General features: G+C 57.0%; 21 protein-coding genes, 1 tRNA gene and 1 pseudogene. 14 read left to right on the top strand and 9 right to left on the bottom strand.

Features of this window, described 5'->3' with window-relative positions; genetic code table 11:
* The first annotated feature begins 119 nt into the window (after positions 1-119).
* The 3 genes and pseudogenes from leuS to SH139x_RS21050 form a co-directional block, all read left to right on the top strand.
* On the top strand, positions 120-2,927 hold the full coding sequence (gene leuS / locus SH139x_RS21060; RefSeq protein WP_488351735.1) for a leucine--tRNA ligase: 2,808 nt from the start codon (positions 120-122) through the stop codon (positions 2,925-2,927).
* A 183-nt stretch (positions 2,928-3,110) separates the two neighbouring features.
* Positions 3,111-3,515: a BlaI/MecI/CopY family transcriptional regulator gene (locus SH139x_RS21055; RefSeq protein WP_488351734.1), complete on the top strand. Its 405-nt coding sequence runs from the start codon at positions 3,111-3,113 to the stop codon at positions 3,513-3,515.
* A 4-nt stretch (positions 3,516-3,519) separates the two neighbouring features.
* Positions 3,520-4,521 (top strand): annotated as a pseudogene (locus SH139x_RS21050) (M56 family metallopeptidase); the annotation flags it as partial.
* Here the strand turns inward: SH139x_RS21050 and SH139x_RS21045 are convergent.
* Positions 4,470-4,640, bottom strand: coding sequence for a hypothetical protein (locus SH139x_RS21045; RefSeq protein ID WP_488351733.1), 171 nt, complete (start codon positions 4,638-4,640; stop codon positions 4,470-4,472). The pseudogene SH139x_RS21050 and the gene SH139x_RS21045 overlap by 52 nt on opposite strands.
* Before the next feature lie 415 nt (positions 4,641-5,055).
* Entirely contained in the window at positions 5,056-5,295 is a 240-nt protein-coding gene (locus SH139x_RS21040; protein ID WP_488351732.1) for a hypothetical protein, read from the bottom strand.
* Between the two features lie 93 nt (positions 5,296-5,388).
* On the opposite strand from SH139x_RS21040, the gene SH139x_RS21035 reads away from it, so the two are divergent.
* On the top strand, positions 5,389-6,828 hold the full coding sequence (locus SH139x_RS21035; RefSeq protein ID WP_488356058.1) for a carboxypeptidase regulatory-like domain-containing protein: 1,440 nt from the start codon (positions 5,389-5,391) through the stop codon (positions 6,826-6,828).
* Here SH139x_RS21035 and SH139x_RS21030 read toward each other — a convergent pair.
* Positions 6,791-6,863 (bottom strand) — tRNA-Glu (locus tag SH139x_RS21030). The genes SH139x_RS21035 and SH139x_RS21030 overlap by 38 nt on opposite strands.
* An 82-nt stretch (positions 6,864-6,945) precedes the next feature.
* Positions 6,946-7,164: a DUF4339 domain-containing protein gene (locus tag SH139x_RS21025; protein WP_488351731.1), complete on the bottom strand. Its 219-nt coding sequence runs from the start codon at positions 7,162-7,164 to the stop codon at positions 6,946-6,948.
* 343 nt (positions 7,165-7,507) lie between these two features.
* On the opposite strand from SH139x_RS21025, the gene SH139x_RS21020 reads away from it, so the two are divergent.
* The 4 genes from SH139x_RS21020 to cutA all read left to right on the top strand — a co-directional run bounded on the left by SH139x_RS21020 (position 7,508) and on the right by cutA (position 12,176).
* Positions 7,508-8,428 carry a sugar phosphate isomerase/epimerase family protein gene (locus SH139x_RS21020; RefSeq protein WP_488351730.1) on the top strand — a complete coding sequence of 307 codons (921 nt, stop codon included), beginning with the start codon at positions 7,508-7,510 and terminating at the stop codon, positions 8,426-8,428.
* 454 nt (positions 8,429-8,882) lie between these two features.
* Positions 8,883-10,463 (top strand): methyl-accepting chemotaxis protein, encoded by a 1,581-nt coding sequence (locus tag SH139x_RS21015; RefSeq protein ID WP_488351729.1) that lies wholly within the window; start codon positions 8,883-8,885, stop codon positions 10,461-10,463.
* A gap of 53 nt (positions 10,464-10,516) precedes the next feature.
* Positions 10,517-11,755, top strand: coding sequence for a CheB methylesterase domain-containing protein (locus SH139x_RS21010; protein WP_488351728.1), 1,239 nt, complete (start codon positions 10,517-10,519; stop codon positions 11,753-11,755).
* A gap of 61 nt (positions 11,756-11,816) precedes the next feature.
* Positions 11,817-12,176, top strand: coding sequence for a divalent-cation tolerance protein CutA (cutA, locus tag SH139x_RS21005; RefSeq protein WP_488351727.1), 360 nt, complete (start codon positions 11,817-11,819; stop codon positions 12,174-12,176).
* Between the two features lie 43 nt (positions 12,177-12,219).
* Here the strand turns inward: cutA and SH139x_RS21000 are convergent, their stop codons facing one another.
* Positions 12,220-12,429: a hypothetical protein gene (locus tag SH139x_RS21000; protein WP_488351726.1), complete on the bottom strand. Its 210-nt coding sequence runs from the start codon at positions 12,427-12,429 to the stop codon at positions 12,220-12,222.
* Between the two features lie 251 nt (positions 12,430-12,680).
* Between SH139x_RS21000 and SH139x_RS20995 the strand changes: the two genes are divergently transcribed.
* The 3 genes from SH139x_RS20995 to SH139x_RS20985 all read left to right on the top strand — a co-directional run bounded on the left by SH139x_RS20995 (position 12,681) and on the right by SH139x_RS20985 (position 14,450).
* Positions 12,681-13,082 (top strand): hypothetical protein, encoded by a 402-nt coding sequence (locus SH139x_RS20995; RefSeq protein WP_488351725.1) that lies wholly within the window; start codon positions 12,681-12,683, stop codon positions 13,080-13,082.
* A 150-nt stretch (positions 13,083-13,232) separates the two neighbouring features.
* Complete coding sequence (locus SH139x_RS20990; RefSeq protein ID WP_488351724.1) at positions 13,233-13,442, top strand: hypothetical protein; 210 nt, start codon at positions 13,233-13,235, stop codon at positions 13,440-13,442.
* A 231-nt stretch (positions 13,443-13,673) separates the two neighbouring features.
* Positions 13,674-14,450: a class I SAM-dependent methyltransferase gene (locus tag SH139x_RS20985; RefSeq protein ID WP_488356057.1), complete on the top strand. Its 777-nt coding sequence runs from the start codon at positions 13,674-13,676 to the stop codon at positions 14,448-14,450.
* A gap of 30 nt (positions 14,451-14,480) precedes the next feature.
* Here the strand turns inward: SH139x_RS20985 and pepT are convergent, their stop codons facing one another.
* Positions 14,481-15,722: a peptidase T gene (gene pepT, locus SH139x_RS20980; protein ID WP_488356056.1), complete on the bottom strand. Its 1,242-nt coding sequence runs from the start codon at positions 15,720-15,722 to the stop codon at positions 14,481-14,483.
* 103 nt (positions 15,723-15,825) lie between these two features.
* Between pepT and SH139x_RS20975 the strand changes: the two genes are divergently transcribed.
* On the top strand, positions 15,826-16,665 hold the full coding sequence (locus SH139x_RS20975; protein WP_488351723.1) for a 3'-5' exonuclease: 840 nt from the start codon (positions 15,826-15,828) through the stop codon (positions 16,663-16,665).
* Between the two features lie 27 nt (positions 16,666-16,692).
* On the opposite strand, the gene SH139x_RS20970 is transcribed toward SH139x_RS20975, so the two are convergent.
* On the bottom strand, positions 16,693-17,706 hold the full coding sequence (locus SH139x_RS20970; protein WP_488351722.1) for an Lnb N-terminal periplasmic domain-containing protein: 1,014 nt from the start codon (positions 17,704-17,706) through the stop codon (positions 16,693-16,695).
* A gap of 87 nt (positions 17,707-17,793) precedes the next feature.
* Positions 17,794-18,489: a hypothetical protein gene (locus SH139x_RS20965; RefSeq protein WP_488351721.1), complete on the bottom strand. Its 696-nt coding sequence runs from the start codon at positions 18,487-18,489 to the stop codon at positions 17,794-17,796.
* On the opposite strand from SH139x_RS20965, the gene SH139x_RS20960 reads away from it, so the two are divergent.
* Positions 18,488-19,102, top strand: a complete 615-nt coding sequence (locus tag SH139x_RS20960) for a tRNA (cytidine(34)-2'-O)-methyltransferase (protein ID WP_488351720.1) — start codon at positions 18,488-18,490, stop codon at positions 19,100-19,102. The two genes, SH139x_RS20965 and SH139x_RS20960, sit on opposite strands and share 2 nt — an antisense overlap.
* Here the strand turns inward: SH139x_RS20960 and SH139x_RS20955 are convergent.
* Positions 19,099-20,247, bottom strand: coding sequence for a glycosyltransferase (locus tag SH139x_RS20955; protein WP_488351719.1), 1,149 nt, complete (start codon positions 20,245-20,247; stop codon positions 19,099-19,101). The two genes, SH139x_RS20960 and SH139x_RS20955, sit on opposite strands and share 4 nt — an antisense overlap.
* Positions 20,248-20,411: 164 nt before the next feature.
* On the opposite strand from SH139x_RS20955, the gene SH139x_RS20950 reads away from it, so the two are divergent.
* Positions 20,412-20,882 (top strand): hypothetical protein, encoded by a 471-nt coding sequence (locus SH139x_RS20950; RefSeq protein WP_488351718.1) that lies wholly within the window; start codon positions 20,412-20,414, stop codon positions 20,880-20,882.
* Positions 20,883-20,892: the final 10 nt, after the last annotated feature.

Here is a 20,892-nt window from a genome sequence, read left to right as displayed (position 1 = left end):
ATTGAGCAATATTAGCAGATCAACGAGGATTGGCCTACTGACCGGTCGTTCCGATAACCGGTTGACTTCGATACACTGCGGGTCGTACGGAATATCCTATCTCAGCATCGTGTCGGACTATGCCACGCTATAACCCATCCGAAATTGAGCCTCGCTGGCAAGCTTACTGGGAAGAACATAAAACGTTTCGCGCGCCCGAAACGCCCGGGGCTGACAAACTTTATGTACTGGACATGTTTCCATACCCCAGTGGCGAAGGGTTGCATGTTGGCCACCCGGAAGGTTACACGGCAACCGATATCGTGTGTCGTTTTGCCCGCATGCGGGGACGCGATTGCTTGCACCCCATGGGGTTTGATGCGTTCGGTCTGCCAGCGGAAGAGCATGCCATCCGGACCGGTGAGCATCCACGCGTCAACACTGAGAAGAACATCGCCGAGTTCACTCGTCAATTAAAGATGTTGGGTTTCAGCTACGACTGGGACCGCTCGTTGGCGACGACCGATGTGCAATACGTCCGCTGGACGCAGTGGATTTTCACCGTGCTCTACGACACTTGGTTTGATCCCGAAACCCAGCGGGGCCGGCCGATCGCCGAGTTGCCCATCCCGGCCGAAGTTCGTGCCGCTGGAGAAGAAGCGGTGGAGCAATTTCAAGACGAACACCGCTTGGCCTACGAGGACGACGCCTTGGTGAATTGGTGTCCCGCCTTGGGTACGGTGCTGGCTAACGAAGAGGTTGTCGATGGACGCAGCGAGCGGGGCGACCATCCCGTGCAGCGCCTGCCCCTAAGACAGTGGATGCTGCGAATTACTTCCTACGCCGAACGGTTGCTCGATGGCCTGGATGATCTCGATTGGCCCACCGGCATTAAGAAACTGCAGCACGACTGGATTGGTCGCAGCACGGGTGCTGAAGTCGATTTTTATGTCGGAGCCAGCGAAGACTTTGCCGCTTGGCAAGCCGAGCGGCAAGCCTCGGGTTTTCCCGCCAAGCCGACATCGGCGCTGCGCGTCTACACCACGCGTCCCGACACGCTCTACGGCGCCACCTACATGGTGATCGCACCCGAACACCCGCTGGTCGAACAACTGACCACGGCGGCGCAGGCGAGCGAGGTGCAGAAGTATTGTGAGGTCGCTTCCTTCAAGAGTGATCGCGAACGCACCGAAGGGGATAAGTCGAAGACCGGCGTGTTCACCGGTGGTTACGCCATCAATCCCGTCAACGGCCAACCGATTCCGATTTGGGTCGCCGATTACGTGCTGGCCAGCTACGGCACGGGGGCGATCATGGCGGTGCCCGCGCACGATACCCGCGATCACGAATTTGCCGTTCGTTTCCAGCTGCCAATCATCCGCGTGGTGCAAGCCGCCGATGGCGACACCGAGGAATGCTTTGCCGGGCATGGCACGGCGATTTCCAGCGGACCTTATGACGGTCTCCCCACCGCTCAAGTCAAAGAACAGATCACCGCCGCTCTCAACCAAGCGGGCGTGGCCCGCCAAGCGGTTAACTACAAGCTGCGAGATTGGTTGTTCAGTCGCCAACGATTTTGGGGCGAGCCGTTTCCGGTCTTGCACGAAATTGATGCGGAGGGAAATCGCACCGGCCGAAAACGTGCCGTGCCCGCAGAGCAATTACCAGTCGACTTGCCTCACCTCGACGACTTCAAGCCGCATGGCCGGCCCGAGCCACCGCTGGAGAAAGCGAGTGACGATTGGCTCTACGTTCAGCTTGATGGTAAGCGCTACAAACGCGAAACCAACACCATGCCGCAGTGGGCCGGTTCCTGCTGGTACTTCCTCCGCTATCTCGATCCGGGCAACACCGAGCAATTTGTCGATCCCGCCAAAGAACAAGCTTGGATGCCGGTCGACCTCTACGTGGGTGGCGCCGAGCACGCCGTGCTGCACCTACTTTACTCGCGTTTCTGGCACAAAGTGCTGTTCGATCGCGGCTACGTCTCGTCCCCAGAACCATTCAAACGTCTTGTGAACCAGGGGATGATCCTGGGCGAGTTGGAGTACACCGCTTATCAAAATAGCGAAGGCCAGTTCGTCTCGCTCAGCGAAGTCCACGAGAACGAAGAACGCCAACCACTGGACGCCGCCGGCAACCTGTTGCAAGCGAATCGAGTGGAAGAGGGCGAGGTGGAGAAAGTCGGAGATCACTTCGTCCTCAAATCCGATCCGCAAATTCGCATCGACGCGCGAACATTCAAGATGTCCAAGAGTCGCGGCAACGTGGTCAACCCCGACAGCATCGTTCGTGATTACGGCGCCGATTCGCTGCGGTTATATGAGATGTTTATGGGCCCCCTGGAAGCGACCAAGCCTTGGAACATGGCTGGCGTTGGTGGCGTCCGAAATTTTCTCGATCGCGTTTGGCGAATGATCGTCGACTCGAAAGCCGAGGAATTGAAACTGTCATCGGCAGTCGTCGATCAACCTCCCAGCGAAGAGGCAAACCGTGTCTTGCATCGCACGATCCGCGCGCTGACCGAAGACACGGAATCACTCAGCTTTAATACGGCGATCGCCAGGATGATGGAGTTCGTCAACTTCTTTACTCGTGAGACGGTCCGTCCCCGCATCGCGATGGAGCAGTTCGTGTTGCTGCTCAGCCCCTACGCGCCTCACATCGCTGAGGAACTTTGGCACTTGCTGGGGCATGCGGAAACGTTGGCCTACGTACCTTGGCCAGCTTGGGATGAGCAGGCGCTGGTGGAGTCGACTCTGGAACTTCCCGTTCAGGTCAACGGCAAGCTGCGAGCCAAGATCACCGTGCCGGCTGACTGGGATAAAGACCAAGTTTTGGCCGCCGCGCTGGCCAACGAGCGGATCCAAGAAGTGATCGCCGGCAAACAGATCATGAAGACGATTGTCGTGCCCGGACGGATGATCAATCTGGCCGTCAAGGGCTGAGCGACGACCAGCTGGCCCCCGGCAGCTGGACCACCGGCAGTTGGCAGGGGCAGCCGTCGGGGTAGATGGCTGCGAGCTGCAAGCTGGCAGAATGAAATCTCGCAAAACGATTGACGACGCGCGTCGGCATGTTTACCATTGGGCAGACGACAGGTGTCGTAGGTCACTTTTGGGAGAATGCTCGTGTCGCGTCAGGAAGGGACTTTAACGTCCGCACAGTTCGAGATCATGCGGTTGTTGTGGGATGCCACGGCGGGGCTGACCGTTGCCGAAATCTGGACCGCCATCTGCCAGCGCCGCGCGGTCAGCCGCACGACGGTGTTGAATTTGGTGGATCGGCTTGAGAAGCGAAATTGGCTGCGGCGGGAAAAGCAGGCTGGGCTCTTTCGCTATTTTGCCAACGTCGATCGTCAAACGACCGAGGCACAACTCTCCGCCGAGTTCGTCGGCGAGTACTTCGACGGCTCCCCGGCTAGTTTTCTGCTGAGCTTGTTGGGTTCCCAAAAGGTTTCGGCCAGCGAAATTGAACAGCTCAAATCGCTGCTCAGTCAACAAATTGATTCTGAATCCCGCCACGGTAAGGAATGATCCAATGCCAACGCTTGAGACTACCTTGCTGCTCGCCTTGAATCTGGCTATCGCTGCTTGCTTGGCAACGTCGGGATCGCTGCTCTGCTCATGCTTTGTCAGGCAACTGCCGCGGAAGCACGCTATCCTGGTCGCCGGTCTGCTAGCTTGCCTGCTGGCACCACTTGTCGTCGGCTTGGGCGTGACGATTCCGCTGGGGCAACTATCCGGGCTTGCAGATCGAGAGAGGCCGCGAGTTAACGAACTCGTTATCGCCGATCAACCTGATACCTGGCTTTCAAATTCTGACTTCCGCATTTCAAATTCCTCTGGCTTAGCGACTCAGAGCGAAAACACTCCGGCATCAGTTGGGCATGGAAAAACCGATGTTAGCGCGGCCGGCGGACCAGTCGTTGAGCTGGCCGACCAGTTCCCTGAAGCGGCCAACGACCATGCCGAAGAGAGCGGAGGTGTTTTTAGCAACCTGCCTTTTGCAATCATCGCGGCTGTTGGCTTGGTGGTCGTCTGGTTGGCCGGCACTTTTTACTTTGCCGCATTTAGAGTGCGTGACTTGGTGAGAGCGCGCCGCATGCTGGCTACCTGCCGAGTGAATCAGGAAGCAGTTCTCGCGGAAACATACCGAGCCGCTTGTCAACAATTAGGAATTTGCAAAGTTCCGCGGCTGCTGATTTCTCAGCAAGTATGTTCGCCGATTGTGGTTGGATTTTTTGAACCCAAGGTGGTTTTGCCGGTCGCGTTACAAGACACCTTTAGCGAAAAACAGATCATTGCGATGTTGACGCATGAGCTGGGGCATGCTGCTAGGCGTGACCAATGGGTTGTCGCGCTGCAAATGATCACAACCACGCTCTATTGGTGGAATCCGTTGGTATGGCTTTCGTCAGCCAAAATTGCGCAGACCCGCGAATTGATCTGCGATGATGTGGTGTTGAACTCGCAGACTTCTCCGCGAGACTACGCTTGGTCGCTGGTCACAATGGCCGAAAGATTGATGACGTCGGAAAAGAATATGGCGTCGGTCGGGATCAGCCAGGCATCGGGAGGTGAATTGGAGCGGAGGATTCGTCGTTTACTGGCGGGGCGCGCCGGCAACGTGCCGACTCGTTTATCGACGCGATCGCTCATTGGTTGCCTTGCCTTTGGAGCCGCTTTGATGAGCGCAATGGTGCTGGCTCAAGTTCCACCGCTTGGTGCGGTCGCAGCTGCGACAGTCTTGCAAGATCAACAAGGTGACCAGCCAGCATCGGAAAACAAAACCGAAACCGAAATCGTTGGCAACTCCAACTTTCCCGAACGGAGGATTGCGGGCATTGTGGTGGATTCGTCAGGAAACGCAGTCGCAGGGGCCCGCGTAGAAATAAAAGGCCGAGTCGTGCTCGCACAGGAGACCGACGCGGCCGGTCGCTTTGATTTTCGAGTGCGGCTCGCCAAGCTAGATTTGGGTTCCACCTTCATTGTGGCCACTGACAAACCGGGAGAAAATAGCACCTTGCATCGCTTTAACTCTGTGGCCGCAAACTTTCAAACGGACGATTTGCGGTTACCGCTGGAAGAGACTCGGCTGGCCGAAGTCATCGTTGTTGATCGTCAACAGCGGCCGATCAAAGATGCCAACGTAGCCTTTCAATTCGATTATCCCGTCAATCTGGATGCCCAGACCACGGACGCAAACGGGCGAGTCGCTGTCCGGATACCGGCAAGTGAAAAGATCGAAGCGATAGCTGCTTGGAAAGATCAGGAAGGTTTGGATTACCGCATCTACACCCGATCGAGAGAGCAACGGGCGGACATCAATTCCAGAGAGCCTCGATTTCCAGATGGGGAGCCGGAAACATTAGTCTTGAGTGGAGCGTCGCCGGTTACCGTGAAAGCGATGAACCATGACAGTCAACCGATATCGGGATTGGAGGTATACCCGTGGCTGCTGAAGAAGGCAAGTGAGTTGGATCGCCTTAACCTAGGTGTGATTTCAAGGCAATTCAAATCAGTCACCAATGATGAAGGTGTCGCCACGTTCGACTGGATGCCCGCTTGGCAGCGAGACAAGGTAACGTTTTGGCAACTTTCGAAACAATACGAGCGGATTCGTGGAATCTACAATCCTGTAGCCGACGACGGTCTGCTTGAAGTGAAGTTGCGACGCTTAGTCCCGATTCGAGGTCGGGTTGTCGACGTCGCCGGAAACCCAGTAGAGGGTATTGAGATTCGAGCTGCGGGAGTGGACTATTCTGCGGATGATTTTTTGGTTCGCTACGCAACGGATGCGAATGGCGAGTATGAGATTCGAGCTGCTGCTAATAAACTCTACTTAGTAACCATCGTTGATGACAATTGGGCTGCGAATGCGCAAACCGGCTTTGCGGTCTACCCGAATCAGCCAGTCAACAACATCGATTTCCAGCTTCGCGAAGGCACGAAGCTTTACGGCCGCTTAATCAATGCAACGACGGGCGATCCGATCGCCAACAGCGCGGTTACGTTAATTCAGGAGGGGAGCTTGCTCGACGAATTGCCTGACGTTGAAATACCCAACCCTGAAAACTCCCGAAAAATGTTTGTTCAACCAACGGTTGCCAGATGGATCGAGACAAATGCCGAGGGAGAGTATCAGTTTCAGCTCGGGGATGGCACTTATTCGCTCATACCACCGGGGGCAGGGCGGGCCAAAAAAGTAACAATCGCGGGTGAAGCTGCGATCGAAATCACCCTGCCAGTCGAGTTGGAAGCCAAACAGCGTTTATCGGGACTCGTTGTTCAAAAACAGGACGGAGCACCGGTCGAAAATGCTGAGTTATTTGCGAACCCTAAAGGCAGTGGTTTTAGTGAGTGGCAAGCGAAAACAGATCAGGCAGGTAATTTTCTGGTGATGCGGGGGCCAGCTGATTCCGTGGTGCGCGCCTATAGTCCGGATGGCAAATTGGCTGGCTTTGCGGAACTGGACGCGGACAAGCGTAACGTCATCTTGGAATTGGAGCCGGTCGGCCAAGCCGAGGGGCGGATCGTCAGCACAGAGGGGCAGCCGATCGCTGCCCAAAAGCTGCGTCTTTTGGCAACATCGGGCCGTAGCAAATGGGGTAACCGTTGGCAGTTAATCATCTCCGAACCCTCCAACGGCGAACCGATTTACACCGACGATCAGGGGCGATTTCAACTCGCCAATTTGATTCCAGGGTATCGTTATCAGGTGCGCCTGGACCAGGCATTGGGAAAATCCGAGCTTTGTTTCGAATTCACCGCCGAGAGCGGTAAAATAACCGATCTTGGCGATGCCAAAGTACCCCCTAGGGGAATCGAACCCCTGTTTCCGGACTGAGAATCCGGCGTCCTGGGCCACTAGACGAAGGGGGCGGTACCAGTTGGCACTTGCCAGTCTAGCGGAAGTCGTGGTTTTTAGAAGGGCCGCTATCGCGCGGGTGAGTGGCGACGGTAGCTACGAGTCGGGATGGGTGGCGGTCCAACGCTGCAGCGCCGGTTTGATCTTCTCCATCCTGATCCAGCGACCGCGAGTCTTCGTCTGACTCTGAACTAACGTGTCGGGTTGGATGTCGCCTCGGTCAATCCGAATCAACAACTCGTGGTCGTCGATCGGACCGATCTTCTTGGCTTTGCGAAACCAACCGTGCTTGAGGAAAAACCAATCTGCGCTCATCGATAGCCTCCCAGCGGTATTTGCTAACCAGGGGGAACAACGGCTTGGTGGGGTGAAAAGGGGAGGCAAAGTAAACCCCCGCGGGCAATTTGACCGCCTCTTTTCCTTCCTGTTTACAGTTCCATCGCATCTAAGATAACTGACCGCGACTGAGAAAAGCCAGCGAAATCGCCGGCAGAAAGATTTTAAACGTTCTTCCAGTCCGCACTACGCTGTTCGCATTTGCTAAATTCTCCTCATGTCGCTGGGGCAAAACGGCTACGCCGATCAACATCCCCGCGGTTCAAAATGTTATCTTTTAGATCCTTAATAGATCATCAAACATGAGAAGGATAAACCAGCCATGCAACTCGGCTTTTTGACTGCGATCTTGCCCGATCTCTCGCTCGATGAAGTAATAAGCATTGCCGTGGACATTGGCTATGAGTGCCTGGAGGTATGTTGCTGGCCGCCATCGGCGGCGGAGCGTCGTTACTCGGGGATTACGCATATTGATATCGAGCAGATGATGAGCTCGGATAATGGGGCCGAGCGAATTCGGGACAAGTTCTCCGCTGCCGGCCTGGAGATTTCGGGGCTGGGATATTACCCCAATCCGCTAACTCCCGTGGCGGATGAAGCAGCCACGGCGGTAGCCCATTTACGACGCGTGATCGAAGCCGCGACGGCTTTGGGTGTGCAGCGGGTCAACACGTTTGTGGGCCGCGACTGGCAACTCAGCGTGGAAGATAACTGGCCGCGTTTTATCGATACCTGGACCCCGCTGATCGAATGGGCGGCGCAACATCAAGTTCGCGTGGGCATTGAAAATTGCCCGATGATCTTCACCGCGGATGAGTGGCCTGGGGGAAAGAACTTGGCCTCCAATCCGCAATTTTGGCGACGCATGTTTGCCGCCATTCCCGACCCGCATTTTGGTCTAAACTATGACCCCTCGCACTTGGTTTGGCAGCACATGGACTACGTCAAACCTTTGCGAGAATTTGCTGATCGCATCTCGCACGTGCATGCCAAGGATGTCCGTGTCGATCAGCATTTGCTTGATGAAGTGGGGATCATGGCGCACCCCAATCTTTATCATTCACCAAAGTTGCCGGGGCTCGGCGATGTCAACTGGAGCAAGTTCTTTAGCGCTCTGACCGACGCCGGCTACCAAGGGCCGGTGTGCGTCGAAGTGGAGGACCGAGCGTACGAACAGACGCTGGAGGATCGCGTGCGTTCATTGCGTCAGTCTTATAACTATCTGCGGCAATTCATCAGTTGATCGCGGTGCACACCGGCGCGATTGTATCCGAGGTGGTACGAGATATCGGTCATGAAGGGTGTTGCCGATCCGCACGCCCCTCCGTGGTGTGTTTGCTTGTCTCCGCCAGTGCCGGATGAAAGCCCTTGGGTTGATGGACCCGTTTGCGAGTGATTTCCGCAAAGTTTTCTGGCAACCGCTTGTCAAGGTTCAGTCTCTATTGACTGCTTTGATACCTCGCAGCGCATACTCCCGCCAAGATCGCTGGAAGTGATGTTCTTGAAAACTGTCTTAAGTTTTCAGCTCGCTGTGGGGCTAGCCATCATACGAGCCATCAAATCATCAAGGGGCTTTTTTGACGAGGTGATTTGATGACAGTGACTGATGGTGATGATGCCTCGGCGGACAGCGCGATAACAGCCATTGATTTTCATTCTTCCATATCTCGCCATCAATCAGTCGGGGCAAATAGACTATGTCGACAGCAAGTAATGCTAACAAGGGTAAAGCAGGCGCAACACAACGAAAAGCTTCGTCACGCGCGGTCGCCAAAGCGAATGCGACCGCCTGGGACGACTTGCAATTAGCCGTGGTGACGGTCGACGGTGCGGGAGTGATCCAATCACTGTCGGAAACGGCCGCCGCCCAGTTGGCCGTTGGCGAGAAGGCCAGCGAGGATTTAGTTGGGCTGCGATGGGGCGAGGTTTGGATTGCGGCCGGCGGCAGTGAGCAAGTCGCCGATTTGCAGAGCGTTCAGGATAGCCAGGTGTGTGAGCTCGATGGCACTTCGGTTTGCCTGGTGACTCGCACCAGCGCAAGCGACCAGATGCGAACGATCTTTTGGCACGAGATGTCGGAAACAGCCGATACAGCCCATTCGGAGATGTTCCGTTCGATGATGCATTCCATTCCGATCAACGTGATTATGGCCGATCGTTCTCACACGATCACCTACATGAATCCCGCCTCGATTGATACGCTGCGGACGATTGAGCATTTATTGCCATGCGGCGTGGACGAGATCGTTGGTCAGAAGATTGACATTTTCCATAAGAACGTGCAGCGTCCTCGTTCGATTGCCTCGAACCCACAAAAGATGCCCCACTCGGCGGTGATTCCGGTGGGGGACGAATTCATGGAGCTGTTGGTTTCCTGCATTCGTGATTCCCAAGGTGAAATGATTGGCGCTATGGCGACTTGGTCGTTGGTTACCGCGCGGTTGCGGTTGGCGGATGAATTTGAGTCGAACATCAAATCGGTAGCCGAAACGGTCGCCGAAGCGGCTGGTCAGTTGCAAGCTAACAGCACTCAAATGGCCGAGTCCTCGTTGCGGACTTCGCAACAGTCGGACAGCGCCAGCGCTTCGGCCCAGCTGGCATCGCAAAACGTGGGTGCGGTCGCGGCGAGCACTAATCAGTTGACCGGAGCGATTAGCGAAATTAGCGCCCGCGTGCACGAAGCGTCGAGCATGACATCGCAAGCGGTCGAGCAGGCTGAAGCGACCGATCAAACGATTCGCGCCCTGGGCGAGTCGAGTCAGCAGATTGGCGAAGTGATCAAAGTCATCACCTCGATCGCCCAGCAGACAAACCTGTTGGCGCTGAACGCAACGATTGAAGCGGCTCGGGCGGGTGAGGCTGGCAAGGGGTTCGCGGTTGTCGCCAACGAAGTGAAGGAGTTGGCTCGGCAGACGGCGCGAGCCACCGAAGAGATCAGCGTTAAGATTGCTTCAATCCAAGCAGCCACCGAAGGCTCGGCCAAAGCGATCGGTTCAATCGCGGAATCAATCCACAAAATCGATGATATCGCTACCACGATTGCCGGTGCGGTGGAAGAACAGTCGGTTGCTACCAGCGACATCTCACGAAGCATCGCCGAAGCTGCCGATAGTACTCAAGAAGTGACCGAGGCAATCGCTTCGATTACCGAGGCGGCTAAGCAGAATCAGTCGGTCGCCAATGAGATCCTCCAGTTCGGTGAGGAACTTAGCCGAGAGTCGAATCATTTGAGCACCGTGTCCGCCGAATTTGTGACTCGGATCCGGTCTCATAAATGATCGCTTGCGGTACTGCCCAAGTACCTCCAACGTGGATCTGATCCAATCAAGCGATGTCCCACGATGCAAACATTCCCTCGCGTGCGAATGCCGCGAGCAAGACCGTTGTCATCGTTGATGACTCGCTGCTCCAGCGGACGATGCTGACGAAGTATCTGCACGGCGATGATCGATTTTCGCTGGTTGGTACGTTCCGTTCGCTCGCGGAGCTGTGCGACTCGGTGTCCACGGAGGCACCGAGTTTCCTCGTCGTCTGCTCAGCCCTCCAGCCAGCATCCCAAGAAACCGGCCCGGCTGAATTAGCCAAACGTTGGCCACAGACCCTTCTGTTGCTGCTGCGCAAACACAAACTCGATTACCGGGCACTGCAGGAACAGTTTGCCGCTCGCGCATCAAGCATCGAATTCGAACCGCAGTTGCGACCCGCTGAGGTTGCCAAGCTGGCGCTGGGTGAACTGGTTCGTTGTCTTCCGCAGGGCGCTCGCGCCGCTGAAGCACCCCCCGCGGTGGCGTCAAAACTGATCGGTAACCGTACCGGCGAGGCTCGCAAGATACCAGCCACAGCGCCGCTGGTAATCAAAACACCGCTGGCAATTAACACGCCAGCGGCTGCCAACACTCCAGCGGCAATTAACATTCCGCACCAGCAGAGTCGCCCGAACCCACCTCGCCCCAGGTTGCGGGCTGTTTCGTTGCCAACCCGATTAGTCGTGATCGGTGGCAGCACGGGAGCTCCCGCCGCGGTGACTAAGCTGCTGCAGCAATTACCGGCCGACTTTCCCTTGCCGATTGCCATTTCGTTGCACATGCTCGAGGACTTTACCGAGCGGCTCGCGCAGAGTCTTGACCGCGCGACCAAGCTGCGTTGTTTGGAAGCAACGAATAACACGCCCCTGCTGCCTGGATTTGTCTACGTGGCCAAAGGGGATCATCATTTGACCGTTCACAAAAACGAGCAGGGGCGTTTTTTATCGCGTTTGAATCAAAAGCCCCCCGAGCATTTCGCCCGTCCCAGCGTCAATCAGCTGTTCCGTTCCGCGGCCAAGGCGGCAGGACCGGGAACGATCGCGGTGATGTTAACCGGCATCGGCAGCGATGGGCTGGAAGGTACCGAATTGCTGTTCGAACGGGGAGCATTTATCGTCGCTCAAGATGAAGCTTCGAGCACCGTCTGGGGGATGCCGGCGGCAGTCGTGCAAGCCGGTTATGCTAATGAAGTGCTGGCACCGGGTGATATTGGCCAATTGATCCACCGGAAGATTACGGTTGAACAAAAACGAGGTGCCGTTTAAGTCATGCGTTGCCGAGCGTCCGAGGCAAAGTGCTCGCGAGATATTTGCAGGTTATTTAAAGATGCCATCATCAGCGGATGCTAACAACGGCAGTGGTCTGGCCTGCGTAGCCACCATTGTCTTGACGACCACGGCAGATCAAGCGTCGGCAACCAGGCTGGCCGAACAACTGCTCAGCGATCAGCTGGCTGCTTGCATCCAAATCGACGGACCGATTACCAGCCATTATCGTTGGCAAGGTAAACTGGAGACCGAGCAAGAGTGGCGGCTGATGATCAAAACCACTGCGGCCGCCAGCGACGAACTGGTGGCGGCAATCCTCCGCTTGCACCCCTACGATGAGCCCGAGATCCTGTGTGTGCCCGTCAGTTCCGGTTCGCCCGGCTATCTGAATTGGCTCGCTGAGCAAGTCCGGAGTTGAAGGGCAAGTTCGGGGTTGAATCGCAAGTCCGCTTTTGAATCGCCTACAGAGGTTGCGGTGCGTAGAAATCGGGCGGCGGGGCGACCGGATTGTGGAGCATCGGTGGCGGCGCACATGGTTGTGTCGGTTGCAGGTTTCCATGACACATTCCCCAATGATCACACTTCCACTGCTCGACTCGCTGCAACACGCCGCAACCGCTGCTGCTGATCAGGATCACCCCAGCACAGAGCATTGTCTGGTATGGTCTCATGGCATCATGTCCTAGTAAGACAAACTTTAGTGTTTCCAGGAAACTATGCGCTTCACAACGGTGCTGGCAAATCGTTAAGCGGGTAGATTTCACAAGGTTAGGAAGAAAGCGAAGAGACGAGCGGCAGCGGCGAAAAATCGCTCGCCGAAGATATTTTTTCTCAAGTTGCCGCTGCTCAGGCATTGCTGCTTGTGTTGCATTAGCATCCCGCCGCACATCGAACGTTACTCAAATTGGCGAGCTGAACTATTTTGTCCCGTTTTTCGATTTATCTCTATGGTCCGCTGGGCGGTCCTCTGCCTGTCGATTTCGAGACGCTCGCCGAGCGGCTGTCCGCTCTGCCCAAAATGTACTTCGAGATGGATGGCTCATGGGTCTGGACTGGTCAGCAGCAAGGTCACCGCTGGCAGCTGGACGGCATGCTCTACGATGCCAACGGAAAGGTGCAATACATCGATTTGAAAGGCAGTTGCCCTCTTCAGCAGTGGAAACTTTTACTAATGAGTTGTAATTATCGGCGGCCGGAAAACCGCCCTGGCGATGGATTTTTGTCCACCTCAGATAGCGGAAGCTGGACTGTTTATCGGCTTTTGACGCGGGAAAGTTTGCTACTTGAGCAATTCGAGCAAGAAATCTGGGGAAACGCCGAATAAACTGGATAACCGGCATGACCGTTGCTAGGAAGTCCGACAAAGGTTGGAAATTGGCTGGATACAGCTTGCCCCCCATGACGGACTGTCCCAGGCTTATCTTGGACGGTCGCCTTTCTTTTCCACCTGTTTGGTAACTCAGGAAGAAACGCCATGATAATGACATATGAGAGCCCTCAAGGACCCGTGACTTTGGTGGCCCACGCTCGCGAGGGGACGCCGTCTCCAAAGGAAATTACGCGACGGATTTTGGAAGTGCGGGCCTCTTGGGACGTGCAAGAGCGGATTGAACGACGTCGCGACGCTCGCGATCGTTTTGTACAACTGATGTGTCGGCTCGATTCGTCGGAAAGCCGGGGTTAACAATCCGTTAGCGGTTTTGGCGCTAGCCACCGTTAGCGGTTTTGGCGCTAGCCACCGTTAGCGGTTTTGGCGCTAGCCACCGTTCTGTTGCACGTCATTTGTTCAGTTCAAAGCGAAAACCGCGGCATGGCTTCGGTAGAACATCAGCCCGATGGGGCCGAACCAGCCAGCGATGATTCGCCGGCGGCGGCTCCGCATATCTTATCGGCTAACCGGGCTGCCTGGGATCGGATGGCGCGGGCGGGCAAACCATTGTGTCAGTCGGCGACCGATGCCGAGTTGGCCGACCCGCTACGGCAAGTCGATCCGTTGGGATGGCTGGGGCCTTCGATTCACGGCTGGCAAGTGTTGTGTCTGGCAGCTGGCGGTGGCCGCCACAGCGCTTTGTATTCGGCTGCGGGTGCAGCAGTCACGGTGGTCGATCTGAGCCCAGAAATGTTGCAACTGGATCGGCAAGTGGCCGCCGCGCGGGGTTTTCAAGTTCGGGTAATCGAGGCTTCGATGGAGCGTTTGCCGATGCTGGCCACTGCCACCTTTGATCTTGTGATTCATCCCGTCAGCACATGTTATGTGCAGCGCGTGGGGCCGGTGTTTGCCGAAGTCGCTCGCTTGGTGCGACCGGGCGGGCTGTACGTCAGCCAGCACAAGCAACCGACCAGTTTGCAAGCCTCCACCAGCCCGTTGCCGGAAGGTGGTTATGCGCTTCGCCATAGCTATTATCGGCAGACGCCCGTGCCGCCTCCGGAACGGACTTCGCGAGTCGCCGAACGGTTGCGCGAGGCGGGTACGCACGAATTTTTGCATCGCTGGGAAGAGCTGCTGGGCGGGATCTGTCGCGCCGGCTTTGTGATTGAGGACTTGGTCGAACCGCTGCACACCGGCGAAGGTCGGCCCGGCGATCCGTTTGCCGAGCGGGCTCAGTACGTTGCTCCCTACGTACGTCTGAAGGCTCGTCGCCGTGATGATGATCAACCGGCGGTGAAAGCCAGCAACTTATGGCTGCCATAAACGTGCGAACTCTCCACGCATGACAGCCAATCAAGATTTGCTGTGGTCGCTCCAGAGTCGCAGCAGTTCTACCAGGTGTTCGCTGGCGGCGATCATCTCGTCGAGGCAAGCGAATTCAGTGAGGGCGTGAATGTTGTGTTGGCCGCTGCTGAGATTCGGAGTGGGCAGTCCTTTTTCAGTTAATTGAGAGCCATCGGTGCCGCCTCGGATGATCGCTTTGGTGCAGGGGCGACCCAGGTTCTTGAATGCTTGTTCGGCCAGTCCCACGGCAGCGGGCAGACGGCCGAGTCCTTCGCGAAAGTTGCGATATTGGCGGTGGACGGTCAGCTCGCCGCGGAGACCGGGAAACTCACTTTCCGTGGTCGCCAAGGTGTTCCGCAGCAGATCGGCCATCTGCTCTAATTCTGCGGTCTCGAAGGAGCGGAGTAGCAGTTGCACGGTGGCCTCGCCGACGCCGGCCGAGATGCCATGCGGATGGATAAAACCATCGCGTCCAGCGGTTGTTTCGGGAGCCAGCGTGGTGCGTGGCAGTTGTTCAATAAAAAAAGCGGCTGCGCGCACGGCATTGATCATGCGATCTTTGGCAATCGCGGGGTGAATGTTGCGTCCCCGAAAAGTGACTTGGGCCGCGTCGGCGGAAAACGTTTCCACATCGAGCTGGCCGGCACCACCACCGTCGATCGTGTAAGCGACCGTCGCGTCCAATTTTTCGAGATCAATTTTGTCGGTGCCGTGACCAATCTCTTCGTCACAGGTAAACAGCAAACGGATCGGACCGTGCGGTAGATGCGGGTGCTCCATCAGGTGGGCGGCCAGTTCCACGATGATCGCCACCCCCGCTTTATCGTCGCCACCGAGCAGCGTATCGCCGCTGGTCGTAATCAACGTCGAGCCGATTAAATCGGTCAATTCAGGTGTGTCATCTTGCCGAATGGAAGTGCCGTTGGGCAGCAAGATGTCGCCACCGGCGTAGTTCTCGATGACTTGCGGCTGGACATTGCCGCCGGGAGCTTCGGGGGACGTGTCGAGGTGAGCGATCAGGGCGATCGTGGCCGAGTCGCCGCCATCGGTGGCTGGAATGGTGGCCCACACCAACCCGTTTTCATCCTGGTGCACATCCTCCAAGGCCCAAGCTTGCAGATCTCGAAAAACTTGTTCGCCGAGTCGCAATTGACCGGTGCTGCTGGGGTAATCATGTGCGGCGGGGTTCGCCGTCGATTCAATTTGTACATATTGTAGGAAACGTTCCAGCAACCGACGGCGATTGATCAGCGGAGTTTCCAGAGGAATTTGGTGCGACACTTCAGGCTCCAGCACGAGGGTTGTTACAATCGGCAATCTAGTGGCCGCAGTTTATCGGAAAATCGAGGCACAAATGACCCAGCGAAACGAAGTCGGTTTTTTCATTTTTGATGTTGAGAGTGCTGCCGACGGTGATTTAATCGCCAGCGTCAAGTATCCTCAGGAGGAACTCAGTCCGAGCGAGGCCATTGACCGTTATCGTCAAGAGTTGCTCGCCGACTCCGACGGCAAACGCGATTTCATTCCCTATACCTTTCAGGTACCTGTTTCGGTTGTGATTGCCAAGGTGGCGCACACCCTGGAATTGCTCGATCTCGTATCGCTGGACGAACCCGATTTTCGTTCCCACGTGATGACGGAGCAATTTTGGCGGGGCTGGGAAGTTTACCAACAACCGACTTGGGTGACTTTTAACGGACGTTCCTTCGATATGCCGTTGATGGAATTGGCCGCCTATCGTTACGGGATTTCATTGCCTAATTGGTTCGCTCCCAAGACCAAGTCGTTCGAGCAACCTCGCAATCGCTACAACCAAAAATGTCACCTCGATTTGTTGGATGTGATGACCAATTGCGGTGCTTCGCGATTCAACGGGGGTTTGAACCTAGCCGCTGAGTTGATCGGCAAACCGGGCAAGATGAGCGTGGAGGGGCATATGGTTCAGGACATGTACGACAAAGGGGAATTGCAAGCGATCAGTGATTACTGCCGCTGCGATGTGCTGGACACGTATTTTGTTTTTCTGCGATGCTCGGTGCTCCGCGGCGAGTTGACTCTAGATCGCGAGCAGGAATTGGTAGCGCATGCGAAGGAGTGGATCGAAGAGCGGCAAGAAGAGAACGAAGCCTACGCCCAATATTTGGCAGGTTGGAAAGCTTGGCAGAACCCCTGGACTACGCCCGCTGAACCATAGTTGGCGGTCCCGTTAGCGGTTTTGGCGCTAGCCACCGTTCTGTTGCACGCGGATGCGGTTTGAGAAATCGGGCTCGTCGATGTATTGGCGAATGCGACTCGATGTCCAGGCTCGGGCGCGGGCTTGTTCAAAAGGGAGCTCCGTGCGCAGCAGACCCATTCCATGGATCCAACGATCGGTGCTGTGCCCCGGCATCCGCTTGCTCCATTCGGCAAGCGTTTCATCGTCCAGTACCGCGGTCACATGCTGCATCAAATTGGTTGTGCAGTTATTGGTCAACGAATCATAGTACTCGGGTTGTTGGGAGATCCCATTTACGCGACGGAGCACAGAGGCCAACAGGTCGGCCGCTTGGACGGCTGTCATCTCCGCGGGGTAGACATAGACATCGTCACCGCGAACTGCGCCGCGAACGCCGAGTAAATCGGTTTCATCAGCCAGCACATAGATCAATTCGTACTGCCGCGCCGCGCCCGCCAACGGTGAATAGATTTCGTGGTGTTCCAAGCGGGCTTCCACCGAAACGCCCAGCACGCGGCCGTCGCCGAGGTGAAAGCTGAGCATCGTATGGGAGAGCAAAGGCATGCTCTGGAATGGTACGACGACAAAATCGACTGCCTTGATGTCATCCCAGCGGATCGTCCAATCGGCATGGTGCACCGCGGGATCACCCTGAGCCGGCCAACGACATTGCCGCACGTTGCGGATGGTGGCGATCTCCGGAGTCAGGTCCGCGTAGGGCAACACCGCTTGTTCCAGTCGCCAGCGACGATCATGCGAAGGCTGTGCGACCAGCGGCGGGGTAGTTGCCAGGCGGGCAGCCCGCTCCAACGCGGCGGCCGAGGTTTCCAGCACTTCCGCAGGCTTTTCCAGCAAACCCGAGGGAGTTTGCAGCGGCGCACACCCCAACAAACTGCCCACCAGCAGCACGCAGGTCAGCAAACCAAGCCGACGAGGACCGGGCGGCAATTGGCTGTGAACGCTACTTGAGGAGGGAAGTTGGCGGAACCGCGACGAGATCGAAGCGCAGGCTGCCATCATGAAATAGGCAATCGGCGATCTCGCCCGCAGGCGTCAAGGGCAAAACCGCTGGCTAGCTTTGCCGGAGGGGTGTTTTGGTTTTCCTGATCAGCCCGCCAGCTCGAGCCCGGCGAGTTGAATACCGGCCAGCCAGGCGAGTCCGAGCGTGCCGATGAAGTAGAGCGCTGAGATGACTAGACCGCCGGTAAACTCGAGTTCAAAAGCGGCCAGGGCGGCCAGTGCTCCCAAGGCCATCATGGCACTGATCGTCACGCCCGCGAGCCAATAGGGTGCTTCGGCCGCTTGCCGGTAGTCGAACAGGTAGCTGGGAATGAAAGCGTAAATCAACCACAAGCCGGCGCAGACCAGCGAAGTGATGCCAACGCGAATCCATAATTCACGGCCACGGTAGGGGGCCAGTTCTTGATCGCGGGCAAAGGTGTAACCCGCGAAAATCAGGGCGGGGGCAAACAGGATCGCTCCCAGCACGCGGAGCACCAGTGAGACTTCGCCGGTAAATCGCAACCCGATGGCGATTGCCAGGGAACAAACGATCGCCCCCAACACGGCGATCAAGCCCCAGCGGGTAATGCGAACTTCTTCCCGCTCGATCGGTTTCAAGACCGAGCGTCCCTGGCTATCCTTAGGACCGGAGTGTTCGGGCGCGTGGATCACCACCTCGTCCGATTTATCCGGAATCATGATCTCGGCCTTGCATTTGGGGCAAGGGCCTTTTTTCCCAGCAAATTTGTCATTGACCTGGAATCGCGTCAGGCAGCCGGGGCAGGTAACTTGGATCGACATGGAGAATTCGAAATCAGAAAAGATGCGGCGAGACAAGGAAACTGGGAAGCTGGCCGATAGTCTTGCACGCGATGCTAGCTCGCCGCAAGCCGACCAGGTGCCCATTGTAATCGACCAACCCGGCCCCGCGTCCCCTTTGGCCCACGTCGTCCTTTACCAACCTGAAATCCCGCAAAATACAGGCAATATTGGCCGCTCTTGCGTCGCCACCGGAGCCTCGCTGTGGATTGTGCGTCCGGCAGCTTTTCAGTTTGACGCCCGCGCGGTCCGCCGCGCCGGACTCGACTATTGGCAACATCTCGACTTTCATGCCGTCGATGATTGGCAAGCGTTGCAGCAGGAATTGCCCCCGCAACCACCACGCCAATACTGGTACTTCAGCCGGTTTGCCACCCGATCGATCTGGTCCGTCGAGTTTCAGCGCGGGGACGTGTTGGTGTTTGGCAGCGAGACCAGCGGATTGCCCGCAACCATGCGAGAACAAGCTGGTCCACAAGCTTTAAGGCTGCCGACGACACCCTTGGTGCGGAGCCTGAATTTGGCCAACACGGTCGCCGTGGCGCTCTACGAAGTCGTCCGCCAGTGCTGCCGCCAGCCAGTGACCGACGCCTAGCCGATTTCGGCCGCAGCCTTGAGCAAACTTTCGTGAGCGGCGGTGAAGGCGGGCCAATCGAACTGCGGCCCCAAAGCTCTGGCAGCCGCTCCCAGACGCTGAGCGAGTTGCGGATCGGACATGATCTGACGCATCGCCACGGTCATTGCCGACACGTCCCCCGCCGGCACCAGTCGCCCGTTCTGGCCATCGCGCAAGACTTCGCTGGGACCGCTTTGACAATCCATCGCCACGCAAGCCAGTCCCCGGGACATCGCTTCGAGCAGACTCAGCGGAAACCCTTCGTAATGACTGCTGAGCAAAAAACCGCCGTGGTTCGCCAGCAAAGCGGGCACGTCGGTGACCCAACCGGTGAAATCGACCCGCTCGGTCACTCCCAGTTCTGCTGCCAAGGCTTGCAACCGCTCACGTTCAGCACCCTCCCCGGCGATCGTTAACGTCGCCAGGGGAAACTGTTCAGCGGCCTGGGCAAATGCGGCCAACGCCCGCTCGAACCCTTTTTCCCAGGAAAGCCTGCCGAGACACAGCCAACGGAAACGCCCCTCCGGAGCTGGCTCTGCTGTATTTGCTGAATCGCTCAATGTTATTGGCCCGCTTGTTATTGGCTGCTGGGGGCGATCGATCGCCGGCGGGATCACCGTGACTTGGCTTCCCGTCCAAGCGGCCACCACAGCGGCGGTCGCAGACGTCAGGGCGATCGCCGCCGCGGCACGAGGATAGAGTTTTTTTCGCAGCCAAGCCCAAGGTCGCGGGAGTGGTTGATGTCGCGGATCGGTGTGTTCGGAAATGACCACGGGCAACGAGCCCCGCGAAGTTTGCAAGCCAATGCAAGCGGCCAAAGTCAAGACGTTGGTTTGGTCGCAAAAGCTGAGCACGACGTCGGGTTGGCTGGCAGCGATGGCCCGCCTGAGAACGCGAATTCTACGAACGTTGTTCCGCAATCCGCTGAATAACCCTTGACTGGTCCCCATTAAATCGAGCCCCCGTCGTTGCACGTTGTTGGCAACCTCGTAGGAGTCGAATTCGGACCGCTGGAGTGTCAGCAAGCTGACTTGGTGCGTGGCAGCCAAGCGATTTGCTAGGCCGGCCAGCAGGCGTTCCGCCCCACCGCCTTGCAACGAGTGAATGACACAGGTTATTCGCATTCTAACGGTTATCGGGGCGAGGAGCTCAAATGCGGAGAGCAGTCGGGTAAGGAAAACGTTGTAATTACCAGCGGGGGCGATTACGGTCAGAGTAATCGGGGGAGTTGTTCGGACGGCAGTTGCCGTGGCGAACGGTTTTTACACAAAATTTTCCAGAGGCTGCCATGTTACGTCGTATATTGCTCCCCGCGGTCGCCTTGCTGGTCATTGGCAGCGGATCGCCCCAAGCATCCGCTGGCAATCCCGCCAGCTTTAACGGATTCCCGTTCGGCATGGGGTTTTACCAGCCCTACGGAATTCGTTACAGCACCTCGGTGCGAACGCCGCCCTATTTTGCTGTTAACCCACCAGTGTACTACGGCCAACGCCACTATCGACCCTACGGTGCCAGTCCGTTTGCTTCACTGCCACTGGTCGAAGCTGGCCGTGGTTATCAAACCCGACCGGGAGCCGAATTCGTCCGGCCTCCGCAAAGGCCTCCGATGATGAACCCCCACTGTGAATTGGCGGTCGACATACCCGCCGACACCATCGCCGACGTCCCCCCGGTGCGGAGCGTCAAATTGGCTCCGATTCAAACCAATCCCTACGCGGTTGAGCAACTCGCGCAAGCATCAGAAACGACGAGTCGCTAAAAGGGGCGTG

Origin of the sequence: Kothea flammea (assembly GCF_052161645.1) — a bacterium.
Lineage (GTDB): Bacteria > Planctomycetota > Planctomycetia > Pirellulales > Pirellulaceae > Laterigemmans.
Note: the sequence above shows the minus strand (reverse complement) of the source record. Positions and strands in the feature narration are given on the sequence as shown.